This window comes from Microbacterium sp. EB106-03-03-XG65, from assembly GCF_058791955.1.
In genome coordinates this window covers 1,351,077-1,364,734 of record NZ_JBYTEB010000001.1, presented here as the reverse complement: position 1 = coordinate 1,364,734, position 13,658 = coordinate 1,351,077, and the positions used below count along the sequence as shown (strand labels likewise).

Here is a 13,658-nt window from a genome sequence, read left to right as displayed (position 1 = left end):
ACGAGTATGCCCGCACGCCGGCTATCTGATGACACCTCAGACCCCGTGATCGAGGTTATGTTGCACATGTGATACGGAACGTGCTTATTATGTACGGCATAAGGCAGACATCCCGCCTGGATCAAGGAAGCTCATGGCACTCTTCACCCCCGCCGCGCCCTCTCTCATGACGGCCGTCGGCGACACCGTGACCGTCGACCGCCCCGCCGGCCAGCTGATCGCCGCCGCCGTGATCGGCATCGCGGTGATCATCGTCCTCATCACCTGGGTCAAGCTGCACCCGTTCCTCTCTCTCACGATCGGCGCCCTCGCCACGGGCGCCATCGCCGGGATGGACATCACGGCGGCGGTCACGAGCTTCTCCGCCGGTTTCGGATCGACCATGGGAGGCGTCGGCATCCTGATCGCGCTCGGCGCGATCTACGGCAAGCTCCTGGCGGACTCCGGCGGCGCCGACCGCATCGTCGACACCCTCGTGAGTCGTGCGAGCGCCCGCTCGCTGCCCTGGGTCATGGGCCTGATCGGCGCCGTCATCGGCCTCCCCATGTTCTTCGAGGTCGGGCTCGTGCTCCTCGTGCCGGTGATCATCCTCGTCGCCCGACGCTCCGGGCAGCCGCTCATGCGCATCGCGATGCCCACTCTCGCCGGACTCTCTGCCATGCACGGACTCGTGCCCCCGCACCCCGGCCCGCTCGCCGCGATCGACGCCCTCGGCGCCAACCTCGGTCTCACTCTCGCCTTCGGCGTGATCGTCGCGATCCCCGCAGTCATCATCTCCGGACCGCTGTTCGCCCGCTTCGCCGCACGCTGGGTCGACGTCCCGGTTCCCGAGCTCTTCGTGACCGAGGAAGACGAGGGCGAGGTGCAGAAGCGTCGCCCCTCGTTCATCGCGACTCTCATCAGCATCCTGCTCCCGGTGTTCCTGATGCTCGCCAAGGCGATCGCCGACATCGCGGCTGCGGGGTCGGATGCCCCGTGGAAGCTCGCACTCGACTTCCTCGGCACCCCCGTGATCGCGCTTCTCATCGCCGTGCTCGCCGGCTTCTTCATCCTCGGCCGCGGTGCAGGTTTCGACCGCACGAAGATCAACGACATCGTGGGATCCTCGCTCGGCCCGATCGCAGGGATCCTCTTGATCGTCGGTGCCGGCGGCGGATTCAAGCAGGTGCTCGTCGACACCGGCATCGGCGGGGTCATCGCCGAGTTCGTTTCGGGTTCGTCGGTCTCTGTGCTCGTGCTCGCCTGGCTCGTCGCCGTCGTGATCCGCATCGCGACAGGCTCCGCCACGGTCGCCACGATCACTGCGGCGGGCATCCTCCAGCCCCTCACCGAGACGCTGGACTCGCCGATGGTCGCGCTGCTCGTTCTCGCGATCGGCTCGGGCTCGGTGTTCCTCTCGCACGTCAACGACGCGGGATTCTGGCTCATCAAGGAGTACTTCGGCCTCAGCATCCCGCAGACTCTGAAGTCATGGACTGTACTCGAATGCCTCATCTCGGTCACGGGTCTCGCCGGTGTCCTCGTCCTGAGCATCTTCGTCTGAGGCTCTCATGATGACCACCACTTCACCCGTTCTCGTCTTCATGGGCGTCGCCAGCACCGGCAAGTCCACGATCGCCGCGATGCTCGCCGGTCGCCTGGGATGGAGCTTCGAAGAGGGCGATGACCTGCATCCCGAGGCGAACGTCGCCAAGATGGCGGCAGGACATGCGCTGAACGACGATGACCGCTGGCCCTGGCTCGACCGCATCGCCGAGTGGATAGACGAGCGGATCGCGGCCGGAGAACCCGGTATCGTCACGTGCTCCGCGCTGAAGCGCAGCTACCGAGACGTGCTACGTCGCGAGGCGGTCACCTTCGTGCATTTCAGTGGCGAGCGCGAGCTGATCCTCGATCGGATGCTGCGCCGACAGGGCCACTTCATGCCCGCGACGCTTCTGGACTCGCAGTTCGCGACGCTCGAACCCCTCGGAGACGACGAGAAGAGCATCACGATCGACATCGCACTCTCGCCGCAGGCGCAGGCGGCGGAGATCGCGACGCGGTTGCGACTGCACTCCGCGTACTGAGACGATCCTGCGACTCATGACACTGACAGTCATGAGGATCTCAGTGCGTCGCCCCCTTCTGCCGCTGCTTGCGGCGCTTCTGCTCGGCGCAGGGCTCGCGGGCTGCGCCGCTCCGGAGGCATCCGAACCGAAGAGCACCGTGTCTGCTCCTGCGAGCGCGTGTGAGGACATCGGCCTGATGTTGACGGCGGACGATCACCGTCCGCACGCCGGAGACGCCGTGGCCGTGTCGATCGCCCCCTCCGGTTGCCTCGTCGACGAGCAGTGGACGGGAGAACTGGTCGTGCGCACCGCCGTCGGCGATACCCCCACCGGAACGCGCTTCGAGATCGGCGAGACCACGGTCTCGGTCGATCTGCCGTCGAGCGTCTCGGGAGCGGCGATGCTGATGCTCGTGCCGGATCGCGACTGCGAGGCCGTTGCCGCGACCGCGGACTGCCACTATCCCTCTGCGGAGATCGAGATCCTGCCCTGACGCCCTCGAGCTACTCCCGCAGAGCCCGCCGAGCTCGCAGGATGCCGAGGCCGATCAGCAGCATCACCGTGAGGATCGCCCCCACGATCGCGCTGTTCGCAGCGAAGAGCCACAGGTTGTACGAGGTCTCGATCGGATCGTGCCACGCCCGCTGATACTCGAAGTCGATCGTCGCCGGGTACGCGACCGGCTCGTAGCGAGTCAGATCCTGCGTCACCCAGCCGAACGGCCACCCGAAGGTCGCGTGACGCAGTTCGTCGTGCGCATCGACCGTGACGCTTCCGGCCAGGAGGAAGAAGATCGCCCCCACTGCACCCAGCGGCAGCAGGCACACGTAGTAGGTCAGCGCGCTGCGCAGGCCAGTGCGGAGCGCAGCGCGTTGTTCGTCGTCCACAGCGCCCCCTCAGCAGTTCTCGCCCGCCTGACCAATACTGCCCGTTTCGTGCGTCAGACGTCGAACGCCCTGGAGCACCTTCAGTGCTCCAGGGCTGTGGGTTTTTCGACCGCGAAGACTCACTGCGGTGGTGCCGACGAGGTCACCCGAGTTCTCCCGATCCGTAGGGGCGGATCGGCTGCTGCTTCTGGAACTCGTACTCGCCGCCTTGACGACCGCCGAACGGACGACCGTGGTCGGCGAACTCCTCGCGGTAGTAGGCGAGCCGCCACTGCCCGATCTCGATGCGCGAGCCGGTTCGCAGGATCCGGGCGTCGTCGGAGCTGTGGGGCAGGTTGGGCCGACCACCGCCGGTCGGGGCGAAGGAGTACAGGACGTATTCGTCGTCGCCGTTGTGCCGGATCTCCGCATGCCGCGCTTCCAGCCCCTCCAGCCTCAGATCGGCATCGGGACCGGAGCCGATCACGGTGCGACCAGGCAGAAGGTCGAACTCGCGCGGCCTGCTGCGATTCCAGTCACTCGCGCCGACCGCGAAGATCAGCCGCGGCCGGCCGGAACCGGGGATGTAGTGCGTCGTCGTCACGCGTCGACGCACACGCCTGGCGAGCACGGGGACCAACGGCAATGGCGTCGGTGGAGGCGCCGGGAGGCGGATGCCACTCCCCCGGTCGGAGTGCTGCAACTCGGAGAGGAGCGTCGTCAGGTGTCCGAGTCTGATGTGCGGCGAGCCCGCGATCACACGACCGACCGGACCGGACTTCACGTCGCCGAACTGCACGAGGGTGCCCCTGGGACCATCGACGCGCACCCGGATTCCTCGCCGGGCGAGGCCGTCGGCGAGCGGGGCGAGCTGCGCGAGATCGTGACGGCTCATTCCTCCGAGACCTGCGGTGTCTGCGAGAGTCACGACGATCTCGCTGCCCGACGCTCTGACGTCGAATCGCGTGGGTGCGCTGTCATCCCCGTCGTTCTGCTCGACGCGCAGATCGATGTCGAGGCGGATCATCGGAGTCGCCTTCGCCTAGACCGAGTCCGCGCCGCTGGAGGCGCTGTCGCTCGTCGTGACCCGCAGGGTGCCGTTGAACTTCCACGTCGCGCGCGGTGCATCAGGGCCTATGTCACGCGGCACTTCGACGGTCATGTCGTCGAAGGTGTAGTTCACGGCCGCGCCGCGTCCGGTGAGATACGCCCACATCTCCCGCCCGAGATCCGTCCAGTCGGTGATCGATGCGCCGTCTGGACCGGAGGGCGAGGAGAAGAGCTCGGCGGGTTCATGCTGATCGCTCATGGTGTGCTCCTTTGCTGAAACCATGTCCTGTGAAATGAGTATGCGCTCGAATGAATCCTGTGTCCACGGGTATTTGAACGGAGCCCAAGAAAAGGCGACTGGCTGCCGGAAAAGCAGAACGCCCCCGAGTATGTCGGGGGCGTTCGTTATGTTCGCGATGGTGGGCTTTTCCCGTATCTCGTTTTGCCTTGAGTTTCCGCGGGCGCCAGCGGCAGTGTTCTCCCCACTTTCCTTTCAATTCCCATCGCTATTCCTTTCGTCGTCATCGAGGATGTACGCGGCGGGCAGCATCCTTGCCTCGAGATCCCCGGAATAACGCGGAACTTGGGACGCCGCGGGCTCGACGGCAACGTCGCCCTCGGTCGGCGAAGTTGGCCCAGATCGCACGACGCCCGGCGGGCCTCAAAACCAATTTGAATTGGCCCTATATACGCGGCCTTATTTAACGTGTTACGTTTCTGCCTCGAAGTCAGCGACACCAATTGGATTCACCGACGAGGCTCAAGGGACGCGATGACGCGAAGGCAGGAAGTAGACCCTCAGAGATACGAACCGGATCTGCCCGAAGATGCGTGGTCGGAGATCCGGAACTTCGTCCTGGAAGTGGCGGCGGACCTTTCGGAGAAGCTGACCTACTCCCCCGCGTCGACACTTAGCGCCATTGCCAGGCACGTGGACTGGTGCGTGAACGTTGCCGGCATCCCGATGACACGTGATGCCATCTTTCGCCGGGACGTAGTCGCAGCGGCCGTCGCGGTGATGGACACCAGTAAGAGTGCGTCGAAAGGCCGACGTCGGTCACTGTTACTCAGAGCCGGGGAGGTGCTGGGCGTCATCCCCGTTCCGCCGCCGCTTCCGCCTTTAGCTGCTGCATCTCCGGCGACGCCGTACTCAGAGGACGAGATCTGTGCAGCGATCCGGTGGGCTGAGGTCCAGGACGGCGTCAACGGCCGTTCGGCTCGCGCGCTTATCGCCCTCGGCTTCGGTGCGGGCCTGGCGTCCCGCGATCTCGTGTCGGTTCGTGCGGTCGATGTCCACGAGGGCGCGATGGCGGTCACTCTGCCCGACCGGGTCGTACCCGTCATGGAAGAGTGGCGCGCTGATCTGCTCGAGCTCTTGACGACGGCGACGGCGACGGATCCATCTCAGCCTCTGTTTCGGCCGGGCGTCTCATGGCACAAGAACATCGTGAAGACGTTCATCGACAGGTCAATGGGCCTCACCGTGCATCTGACTACTCAACGGATGCGAGCCACGTGGCTCGTAGATCAGTTGGCTAACGGAACCCCGATGCAAGACCTGTTGGCAGCGGCGGGGTTGAAGTCGATGGATGCTCTAGTTCGGTACGAGCGATTTCTCCCTCCACCTTCGCCAGAGCTTCATGAAGGTACGAAGCGATGATCTTCTGGACCCGCGGTGACTGATGGCTGCCGTCGCCGATGGCCAGCGCAACGGAGGTGAGGGTCGCACCGCACTCGCCGAGCATCAGTTCGAGGTCTGTGAGGCTGGCCCACATGGCGCCCGTGAGGAGCCGGCTCACCTTCGGTCGGTCGAGTCCGATGCGCGCCGCGAACTCTTTCTGCGTGATCCCCTGCAGCTTCAGGTGCCGACGAACGAAGCGCGCGACCTGGTCCTGAACCCTCGCGGCCCGGGACTCAGCGTCGGGGTCATCCGGTCCCGACCAAGGGTCGAATCGGTGGTCACCAAACTCGACGTAATTCGGCGTGAAGTTCGACGGCGGGTAGCGAAAGTCCATCTGGGGGCCAATCAGGTGTCACCTGGCGCACAGAAGCGCCGTTGTGTAGTCCCGTTCACATTACAGTCGCGCACCGTGCATGAGGAGGTAGTGAACAACGCAGAAGAAGTCCTTGAGACCTACACCCCGCACATCCCGTCCGACATCTGGAACGTACTGAAGCCGTTCGTCGTGGAAACCGTGCGCTCCCACTATACCGAGGGGCGCACGCGCGACGACATCCACCACGGCCTGATGACCCTCACCGGCTTTGCCGACTGGGTCTTCACCCTCGGTCTTGGCGACCTGACCGCGAGCATCCTGCGCGCGGACGTCATCGACGCCTACACCTCCTACCGCGCCACGGAGGTGGCCGGGTTCCTCGCCGAACGGGAGCGCAAGCGCCTCCGCGTCATCGCAGGCCTGCCCGCTGGACCCGAGGCGCGCGACGTGTCCACCAACTCAACGCCTCAGACTCCCTACACCAGCGAGGAGCAGGGCGAAATCCGTCGATGGACCGCGTGGCAGTCGCACGAAGAGTCCCGGAGGAACGCGACGACCATCGCCGCCCTCGGCCTCGGGTGCGGGCTCACCGCGTCCGAGATGATGCGGGCACGGGTCGCCGATGTGAAGGTACTGGATGACGGCATGCTCGGCGTGGGCACCGATACCCGACTCGTTCCCGTACTCACCTCCTGGCACGACGAACTGGCGACTATTGCCAGGGGCGACACGAACCACTACCTCATCGGACGCGGATACACCGCCCGCGACAGCATGTCACTGAAGACCCTCATCACGTCCCTGCCTGGACTGCGGCCTTCCCCTCAGCGGATGCGCGCAACCTGGATGCTGGCCCATGTAGAGGCAGGAACTCCGCTTCCTGACTTCCTCGACGCCGCGGGGCTGACAAGCCCGGACGTTCTGCGCCGCCTGCTGCCGTTCATCAAGCGCACCCCCGCCCACACCCGAACGAGCAGTCTTCGCCTCTCAACGGAGGTGGCACGATGACCTCGCACCTCGTTCCACTGAACATCGTCCGTTGGGCCGCTGACGTCGTAGACAACTCCGACGTCATGGAGAAGGTCAAGGCCTGGGACAAGGAAGACCAGACCTACAAGGGCGGTCGGCCGCCGTCCCTGGGCCCGCGCGCTGTGTTCATCGCCTGGCTCGTCGTGGCCTTCGAGCAGCAGCCGCTGTTCGGAACCCGCGTTGCCGAGGTACTCAGCGAGCGCCTGAGCCCCGAGGCCGCAGACATCATGGGCGTGCCCGAGTCCTTCATGACTACCCCCTACGAAGACATGCAGAACCGGGTGGAGCGTGCCACCAACCGACTCCTCGAAGTCTTCGACTACAAGCCCATGCTCGAGCGCAAGGGTGCTCGTAGTAAGCCGAGGGAGGAGCGACTGACTCGCCAGCGCGCTCTCTTGAAAGGCGAGCTCGAGGCCATCACCGCACACCGCAATGAGCACGCCGACGAACTCGAAGCGAAGCGACAGCGATTCTTCCGATTCACGAACGACCTCCTGCACGCCCAGTACGACTCGCTCCCGGAGAGTGCGAAGACCCATAAGCTCAGCCTCTCCATCGACGCTACGTTCCTGGCGGCTCCCAGCCGCGGCATGTCGAACGAGAAGCAGGAGAGACGCCTCGACACCCAGAAGATTCCGCTCGACTTCGACGCCGGAATGTACGTGCGTACCTATGACCAGCGTGATAGCTGGGACGGCACGGCAGACAAGGCCATCGGAAAGAAGGGGTACGGGTATGAATGCGAGCTCGCAGTGCTCGTCTCGAACGACCCCGGGCACCGCGAGGCCGTCCCGCACATCGTCGTCGGCTTCAACTTTCACGTGCCGTCGGTGGACTACAACCAGTGCGCTCGCGAAATCTTCGACGACGTCCTCGCATGGGGTCATGGCCTGGGTCATGTCTCCGCAGACCAGGCCTACCTGCCGGGCGCGAACCCGGAGATGCTCCAGAAGCCGCTCCGCGCGGCCGGAGCGATGCTCACCATGCGGTACCCGAAGCCGGAGAGCCGAGCAGTGAAGGGTGAGGGCACTATCCAGGCCGAAGCGCACGGCGCCCACATGGTGGAGGGGCAGCTGATGTGCCCGATGACCCCGACCCCTCAGCGCAACGTGATGCTCAACTACAACCGGAAAGTCGCGGCGGACAAGGAAGATAAGACGCTGTCGAAGAGCGACCGGGAAGCGCGCGAGGCCGTCTACCGTGCCGAGCGTGACGTGCTCATCAAGGAGCGCACGAAGTGGGAGCTTCGCACGAAGGACACTGACTACGAGAAGAACACCGTCACCAAGACGTGCCCTGCGATGGGACGGGGCCGCAGCCTTGAATGTCCCCTGAAGCCAAACCAGCCCTCCGACCTGCCGAAGGGTGCGGTCCCACTGCCCGTACTCGAGACCCCGAAGGCACCGGGCGCCATCTGCACCAACAGCAACTCGGTGACATTCAGCCTCGATGTCGGCGCGAAGTATCAGCAGCACTACCGGTACGGGTCCCCGGAGTGGGAGGAAGTGCACACCTACGGCCGGCAGACCGTCGAGTCATACAACAACGGCCTCAAGCACGCCGACAACAGCCTGCACGACTCGACGAACCGGCGCCTGCGCGGCACCACCGGGCAGGGGTTCCTCGCCATCCTCGGCGTCCTCGCTCAGAACGGTCGCGTCATCTACAAGTGGCTGGCTGAGGACTACGACGCCGAGAGGCCTGCCATCGAGCCACGCAAGCGTCATAAGCGCACCACACGCACTACCCCGGTGAAGCGCACGAAGAAGGACCGCGGCATGCCCGCGGGGCGTCGCGCTCGCTACGGCTTGCTCAGCTGACGTCCTTCGCCCCTGGTCTCTCCACACCAGGGGCGAAGGACGTCAGCCCGGCGGCGGTCGCGCAGGAGACACACGCAGAGACTTCGAGATCCTGCGACGCCATCGGTCGCGAGTCGCGCACCCGGGATAAGCGTCTCTCGCAGCACGCCCACAAAGTCCGCCGCGCCGGGTGTCGCGGCGTATTCCCTTCTAGACGTTTTCTAAAAGGCCCTGTATACAGGTATCCATGTGGACCACCCCGCCGTTTAGGGCACGTGAAGTAGCCCAGGAGATCTCGCTGCCAGATCGACGCGTCGCGGTAGTCGGCGACATCCACGGCAACTTCCGGTGGCTGGACATCGTCGCCAGGGCAACGCACACGCTCGCGCCGGAGGTCAGCACCATGTTGCAACTCGGCGATTGGGCGATGGATCCCGATACCACCGACGAGGCTCTCGACGGAACAGGCATCGAGCGCATCTACGTGACGATGGGCAACCATGACCGCTGGGACCAGGCCACCCCACTTTTCAACGCTCATCCCGGGGCGGCCGTGCGTATCTCGGACATCACCTGGCTCTTACCCAGGCCCGCGCGACTCACCATTGGCGGCCGCTCCGTGCTGTCCCTCGGCGGCGCAGTGTCCGTCGATAGGGCATGGCGGCAGGAAGGCATCAGCTGGTGGAAGGACGAAGAGATCACCAGCGAGCACGTGAAGGCGGCCATCGCTGGCGGTCCTGCAGACCTCATGCTCACCCACGAGCCGCCGGCGGGCACCCCGGTCCGCGCGGTACAGGAGATCCTGCGAACCAACCCGATGGGATTCCCGGATGACGCCATCCGGGACTCAGCCACATCCCGTGCGCGCGTCGCCAAGGTGTGGAACATCGTGTACCCGGAGCTCCTGATTCACGGTCACATGCACGCACCAGGAGGCGGTCAGACCGAGAACGGGCTACGTGTCGCGAGCCTCGGCCAGGACGGGCAACAGGGCAACCTCGGGATCCTCGACATGCGCACGCTGCGCATCGAAACGCCATCGCTCCGCCAGGTCCGGGAAGCGGCAGGGCGATGACCGGCAGAAGTCCGTGGGCGGACATCATCGGGCCGTGTTACACGCGCGCCTCCCTGGCGCGCGCTCTCGGGTGGACGGAGAACGAGGTGTCCGAAGCAGCTTCGTCACTCAGGGTTCTCGAGCTGCTGACCGATGACAATGTGTTGCTCTACCCGGCGTTCCAGGTTCGAGACGGACGCCTGGTGGAAGGGCTTCCTCAAGTGCTTCCGGTCCTGAACACCGGGACGCGCGGGAGGTGGACATGGGCGCAATGGCTGAACACGCGACTCGACGATGAGGACGGCGGCGAGCTGCCGAGCGCCATCGAACAGCTCGCCGCCGGCGAACTCGAGGATGTGCTCCTTGAGGCCCGCCACGCGGCAGGATCCTGGCGTTCGTGACGCGACGAGCGATGCCACATGCGAGGCTTTCCGAGTGGGGCTCGTCAGGGTTTATACGCGTGGCTGCGACAGAGTCATCACTCGTAGCTGCGGTGCACATGCCAGCCGTCCTCACCCCAGAAGACGTCGAACACCAGGGAGTGGCCCTCGCCATCCGTGCCCTGGAACCGCCATCCGTACAACCCTCGGTCCGACTCCGGCACCGCTGACCAGATCGAGTCTCTGAGACGCGTGGGTGTGTCAGTAACCTTCCACCGACGCCCCGCGAAGACCATTCGCGACGGGACGTCGTTGACCATCCATATAGTCGCAGGTAGATGAGCGGGAGCCGGTCGCATGAGTCGAGGATAGAACATATCTTCGAATCTTGCTACCGTTGTCACAGGGCCGGAGAAGGGAGCCGGCATGGGCACGAGCAAGCGCCTCGCGGCCCATTACGACATGCGCTCCCAGCATCAAGCGATCCTCACCGCAGCGCGCGCCGGCACCCTCCAAACGCTGACCGACCGCGAGCTCGCGCTCCGAGAACAGCCGGTCACCATCTATCCGCAGCCGTATCGCGCGGTCCGCGCCTGGGTGCGCTTCGGCCCTGAAGCGGTGCGGGTCGATGCGAAGCTCGCGCGGTCGACACCGTTGGCCGCAGGCATCGAGTTCCGGGCAGGCGACCAAACATTCCGGTGCTGGGTGTGGGGCAATGCGGTAACCGTTGACGAGGGCTAGCGGCACCTGCCGCCAGAGATCGGCTCGCTGAAGTCATCGAACGAGCTGCCGCGCAGCGAGCACTCGGCCAGCGAGCGAGAAGTCGCCTCAGGCTCGCCCGCGGTTCGGGAGGAATTTCTCCAAGATGAGGCCGCGCAGCTTCAGCGCCATGGCGTCAATCTCTTCGCGACCGCCATCCTCAGTACGCTGCCGATATCGCGGGTCCTCGTAGCGCCAGTCCTCAATGATGAGAACATCAGCACCCCAGCGGTAATGAACGAATTCCTCAAGCGCGTCCGCGGACTCAGCGAGGTCCGCTCCCTCCTCGGCTCCACGCACGATGACGTAGATCTGACCATCGGCGAGCTTCCACTGCTCGAATCGGAAGCTCGCACCGCTGATTGGGAGGCTGGTCGGCATGTCGACCATCTGGGGGATGAGGCCGTCGGGCGCCGACTCAGTATCAACGGTGCTGGAGAAATCGAGAGGGATCACCAAACCACCGTAGCGAAAGCGACGCCGCGTGCCGCACTGCTGGAGCCTTGTGTAGCGCCGCTCAGGGAATGCGTCCTCGCATCATGGGCGCGATCTCTTTCGAGTACAGCTGCATATCGTCATCCGATGGAGCGTGGAGGATGGTGTCGACGACCGGAAGGCCGCGAGGTGCCAGCCAGCGCAGATCATGAGATTCCCTGTCGTCCTCATATCGGAGCCAGTCGGTGGCATCAACCCACCCGCGCCCGGCGAGGATGCCATCCGAGTCTGTCGTCACCAGCGCCCAGGACAGAGGACGGAATGTGACTGTGGCAAGGGTGTTGATGGCGCCGCTCGAGCCGTCCAGCAGCCCGGTTAGCATGGGGCCGGCGAGCATCGCCGCCTTGCCCGCGTAGATCGCCACCCGCAGGCTCAGTCCGCCCGGCAAGGTGACAGGTCCGCCTCTATACATCTGGTCGGCGAGAGTCGGGTGCAGCACGCGGATGTGCGGGCTGATGCCGAGCATTCCGGAGAGAATGGCCCGGCTTGTGCGACCGGGAGCGAGAAGAATTGGCTGGGTGGAAGGCAACGCAATCCGCGTGCCGACCTGCAGCCACTCCCGCAAGCGGGTCGCGAAGTCACCGTAAGCCTCGTCGTACCGCCCGCCCGCGAACGAGTTGCACTCCCCGCACAGCCCGCGCACCCACATGCCACCGATACGCCACGGACCGGCGACGATTCCTCGAGGATGCCAGTTCAACACATCGGCTCGTTCCACGGGACCGTTGTTCCCCGCCGCCTGAGGAGGGACGTGCGTCTTGGTGAGCGCTCGGCTCTCACCACACACGCCGCACTGTCCGGTCTTTCGGTTCAAGAGCAAGCCCGCAGCAACCGGAGCGCGATCCGTCATGCAAGGTCCGTTCTCCCCGGCGGTGTCTCCATCATCGTCAGGATTCGCTCCGACGGCGAGGGTTTGACCGCGTTCGCCCTCTGGTGGCGCCGCACTCGGTCAGTGTCCGCTGCATCGTTCCGAAGGACGCACCCACAGTGTATGCCGATACCTCCGGCTCGTCCGGCGGTGGGGCGCGGGCAGAAGGCGGGTTCAAGTCGTACAGTGGGGGTCGTGACAGCGATGAGAACGCGTAGGACCACCCGTCACAACTTGTTGAGCGCCTCTCGCTCAGCGTTCGCCGAACTCGGTGTCGGTGGGACGTCCGTCGTCGACGTCGTTCACCGCGCGGGATACACCCGCGGGGCGTTCTACTCGAACTTCGACTCGATGGACACGCTCATCATCGACGTGCTCGGCGAGATGGTCGCCGAACAACTCGCCGCCATCCGCACGAGTGTCGAATCCTTTTCCGGCGACCAGGAGCATCGCTCTGATTCGCGCGAACTCCTCGGCAACGTGGTGACGGTTCGCCAGGCAGACGGCGACCAGAACATCGCGCTCATCGACGGGCTGGCTCTGTTCGGCGCCGAGGATGCCGGCGACCTTCCCGACGATCTGCACCCGAACACCGCCGGGTACGCACGCATCGCCGAACGCTTCGAGAGGCTGGCGTTCAGCGGCTAGTGCGGGGGCGCGGACGGACCCATCCGTCCGTTCCACTCGCTACCATCGCCCCATGGAAGCAGAGTCACGAGAATGCAGTCACTGCGGAGCGCTCATCGCAAAAGGCAACCGGGAGGTGCATCGCGAATGGCATCTTCGCGTGGAACCCGACCTCGAGAAGCCCACGACCCCGTTCGGGTTCTGGGATCAGAATGGACGCTGGAACAGCACCTCCCGCGAGTGGTGAGCCGCAGGACCGCCTTCGATGCTGGACGCATCGGGAATCGTTTGGGAGGATCAGTTCGACGAACTAGCGCCCGCTAGTCATCGCCCGCACGACAACGAAGTTGGGGCACGACATGCAGTTCACGGTCACGACGACGACCAATAGTGAGCCGTCCTGGTGGTTGCACAGCTCGAACGGTCAGATGGTCGCGTGGGCGGGCGAAACGTTCGCCAGCCTCTCGAATGCCGACAGGGCCGCGCGCGCGTTCAAAGCGGGCGCGCTTACTGCTCGCTTTGAGGTGTGGGCGGATGGCGCGGGCGTGTACCGGTGGCGAGCATGGCGGGGAAGCGACAAGGTCGCCGCGTCCGGCGAGTCGTTCGACTCTAAGTGGAACGCTGAGAGGGCGGCGGAGAACGTCCGCACCGGCGCCAGCTCTGCGACGGGTCTGTAACGGGTA

The 13,658-nt window shown here is 65.1% G+C and carries 17 protein-coding genes and 1 pseudogene; 11 read left to right on the top strand and 7 right to left on the bottom strand.

Annotation, left to right across the window (positions count from 1 at the left end; translation table 11 throughout):
• Window positions 1-133: 133 nt before the first annotated feature.
• The 3 genes from AC3WS6_RS06405 to AC3WS6_RS06395 are packed head-to-tail and all read left to right on the top strand — an operon-like array spanning window position 134 to window position 2,544.
• Window positions 134-1,543, top strand: a complete 1,410-nt coding sequence (locus tag AC3WS6_RS06405; protein WP_492500223.1) for a GntP family permease — start codon at window positions 134-136, stop codon at window positions 1,541-1,543.
• A gap of 10 nt (window positions 1,544-1,553) precedes the next feature.
• Window positions 1,554-2,069, top strand: coding sequence for a gluconokinase (locus AC3WS6_RS06400; protein ID WP_492500222.1), 516 nt, complete (start codon window positions 1,554-1,556; stop codon window positions 2,067-2,069).
• Window positions 2,070-2,100: 31 nt separating this feature from the next.
• Window positions 2,101-2,544, top strand: coding sequence for a hypothetical protein (locus tag AC3WS6_RS06395; protein WP_492500221.1), 444 nt, complete (start codon window positions 2,101-2,103; stop codon window positions 2,542-2,544).
• A 10-nt stretch (window positions 2,545-2,554) separates the two neighbouring features.
• Here the strand turns inward: AC3WS6_RS06395 and AC3WS6_RS06390 are convergent, their stop codons facing one another.
• The 3 genes from AC3WS6_RS06390 to AC3WS6_RS06380 form a co-directional block, all read right to left on the bottom strand.
• Complete coding sequence (locus AC3WS6_RS06390; RefSeq protein WP_492500220.1) at window positions 2,555-2,938, bottom strand: hypothetical protein; 384 nt, start codon at window positions 2,936-2,938, stop codon at window positions 2,555-2,557.
• 142 nt (window positions 2,939-3,080) lie between these two features.
• Window positions 3,081-3,944: an FHA domain-containing protein gene (locus tag AC3WS6_RS06385; RefSeq protein ID WP_492500219.1), complete on the bottom strand. Its 864-nt coding sequence runs from the start codon at window positions 3,942-3,944 to the stop codon at window positions 3,081-3,083.
• 15 nt (window positions 3,945-3,959) lie between these two features.
• Window positions 3,960-4,226, bottom strand: coding sequence for a hypothetical protein (locus AC3WS6_RS06380; protein WP_492500218.1), 267 nt, complete (start codon window positions 4,224-4,226; stop codon window positions 3,960-3,962).
• Between the two features lie 513 nt (window positions 4,227-4,739).
• Here AC3WS6_RS06380 and AC3WS6_RS06375 point away from each other — a divergent pair.
• Window positions 4,740-5,627 carry a site-specific integrase gene (locus tag AC3WS6_RS06375; RefSeq protein ID WP_492501500.1) on the top strand — a complete coding sequence of 296 codons (888 nt, stop codon included), beginning with the start codon at window positions 4,740-4,742 and terminating at the stop codon, window positions 5,625-5,627.
• 121 nt (window positions 5,628-5,748) lie between these two features.
• Here the strand turns inward: AC3WS6_RS06375 and AC3WS6_RS06370 are convergent.
• Window positions 5,749-5,982: pseudogene (locus AC3WS6_RS06370) on the bottom strand (hypothetical protein); the annotation flags it as partial.
• Between the two features lie 90 nt (window positions 5,983-6,072).
• Here AC3WS6_RS06370 and AC3WS6_RS06365 point away from each other — a divergent pair.
• From AC3WS6_RS06365 to AC3WS6_RS06350, 4 genes are all read left to right on the top strand, one after another.
• Window positions 6,073-6,972, top strand: coding sequence for a hypothetical protein (locus AC3WS6_RS06365; protein ID WP_492500217.1), 900 nt, complete (start codon window positions 6,073-6,075; stop codon window positions 6,970-6,972).
• Complete coding sequence (locus AC3WS6_RS06360; RefSeq protein WP_492500216.1) at window positions 6,969-8,813, top strand: hypothetical protein; 1,845 nt, start codon at window positions 6,969-6,971, stop codon at window positions 8,811-8,813. The genes AC3WS6_RS06365 and AC3WS6_RS06360 overlap by 4 nt, the downstream gene beginning before the upstream one ends.
• Window positions 8,814-9,039: 226 nt before the next feature.
• Complete coding sequence (locus AC3WS6_RS06355; RefSeq protein WP_492500215.1) at window positions 9,040-9,867, top strand: metallophosphoesterase family protein; 828 nt, start codon at window positions 9,040-9,042, stop codon at window positions 9,865-9,867.
• 86 nt (window positions 9,868-9,953) lie between these two features.
• Window positions 9,954-10,247 (top strand): hypothetical protein, encoded by a 294-nt coding sequence (locus tag AC3WS6_RS06350; RefSeq protein ID WP_492500214.1) that lies wholly within the window; start codon window positions 9,954-9,956, stop codon window positions 10,245-10,247.
• A 77-nt stretch (window positions 10,248-10,324) separates the two neighbouring features.
• On the opposite strand, the gene AC3WS6_RS06345 is transcribed toward AC3WS6_RS06350, so the two are convergent.
• Complete coding sequence (locus tag AC3WS6_RS06345; RefSeq protein WP_492500213.1) at window positions 10,325-10,546, bottom strand: hypothetical protein; 222 nt, start codon at window positions 10,544-10,546, stop codon at window positions 10,325-10,327.
• 106 nt (window positions 10,547-10,652) lie between these two features.
• Here AC3WS6_RS06345 and AC3WS6_RS06340 point away from each other — a divergent pair, with 106 nt between their 5' ends.
• Window positions 10,653-10,967 carry a hypothetical protein gene (locus AC3WS6_RS06340; RefSeq protein ID WP_492500212.1) on the top strand — a complete coding sequence of 105 codons (315 nt, stop codon included), beginning with the start codon at window positions 10,653-10,655 and terminating at the stop codon, window positions 10,965-10,967.
• A gap of 87 nt (window positions 10,968-11,054) precedes the next feature.
• Here the strand turns inward: AC3WS6_RS06340 and AC3WS6_RS06335 are convergent, their stop codons facing one another.
• Window positions 11,055-11,441 carry a hypothetical protein gene (locus tag AC3WS6_RS06335; protein WP_492500211.1) on the bottom strand — a complete coding sequence of 129 codons (387 nt, stop codon included), beginning with the start codon at window positions 11,439-11,441 and terminating at the stop codon, window positions 11,055-11,057.
• Window positions 11,442-11,502: 61 nt separating this feature from the next.
• A complete protein-coding gene (locus tag AC3WS6_RS06330; protein ID WP_492500210.1) occupies window positions 11,503-12,198 on the bottom strand; it encodes a hypothetical protein in 696 nt (231 codons plus the stop codon).
• Window positions 12,199-12,552: 354 nt separating this feature from the next.
• Here AC3WS6_RS06330 and AC3WS6_RS06325 point away from each other — a divergent pair, with 354 nt between their 5' ends.
• Window positions 12,553-12,996 carry a TetR family transcriptional regulator gene (locus AC3WS6_RS06325; RefSeq protein WP_492501453.1) on the top strand — a complete coding sequence of 148 codons (444 nt, stop codon included), beginning with the start codon at window positions 12,553-12,555 and terminating at the stop codon, window positions 12,994-12,996.
• A 338-nt stretch (window positions 12,997-13,334) separates the two neighbouring features.
• A complete protein-coding gene (locus tag AC3WS6_RS06320; protein WP_492500209.1) occupies window positions 13,335-13,652 on the top strand; it encodes a YegP family protein in 318 nt (105 codons plus the stop codon).
• Window positions 13,653-13,658: the final 6 nt, after the last annotated feature.

Bases quoted from the DNA above. Each gene is read 5' to 3' on its own strand.
- AC3WS6_RS06395 (WP_492500221.1), top strand. From the start codon at position 2,101: ATGAGGATCTCAGTGCGTCGCCCCCTTCTGCCGCTGCTTGCGGCGCTT.
- AC3WS6_RS06360 (WP_492500216.1), top strand. From the start codon at position 6,969: ATGACCTCGCACCTCGTTCCACTGAACATCGTCCGTTGGGCCGCTGAC.
- AC3WS6_RS06375 (WP_492501500.1), top strand. From the start codon at position 4,740: ATGACGCGAAGGCAGGAAGTAGACCCTCAGAGATACGAACCGGATCTG.
- AC3WS6_RS06380 (WP_492500218.1), bottom strand. From the start codon at position 4,226: ATGAGCGATCAGCATGAACCCGCCGAGCTCTTCTCCTCGCCCTCCGGT.
- AC3WS6_RS06355 (WP_492500215.1), top strand. From the start codon at position 9,040: ATGTGGACCACCCCGCCGTTTAGGGCACGTGAAGTAGCCCAGGAGATC.
- AC3WS6_RS06400 (WP_492500222.1), top strand. From the start codon at position 1,554: ATGACCACCACTTCACCCGTTCTCGTCTTCATGGGCGTCGCCAGCACC.
- AC3WS6_RS06405 (WP_492500223.1), top strand. From the start codon at position 134: ATGGCACTCTTCACCCCCGCCGCGCCCTCTCTCATGACGGCCGTCGGC.
- AC3WS6_RS06345 (WP_492500213.1), bottom strand. From the start codon at position 10,546: ATGGTCAACGACGTCCCGTCGCGAATGGTCTTCGCGGGGCGTCGGTGG.
- AC3WS6_RS06325 (WP_492501453.1), top strand. From the start codon at position 12,553: ATGAGAACGCGTAGGACCACCCGTCACAACTTGTTGAGCGCCTCTCGC.
- AC3WS6_RS06340 (WP_492500212.1), top strand. From the start codon at position 10,653: ATGGGCACGAGCAAGCGCCTCGCGGCCCATTACGACATGCGCTCCCAG.
- AC3WS6_RS06320 (WP_492500209.1), top strand. From the start codon at position 13,335: ATGCAGTTCACGGTCACGACGACGACCAATAGTGAGCCGTCCTGGTGG.
- AC3WS6_RS06385 (WP_492500219.1), bottom strand. From the start codon at position 3,944: ATGATCCGCCTCGACATCGATCTGCGCGTCGAGCAGAACGACGGGGAT.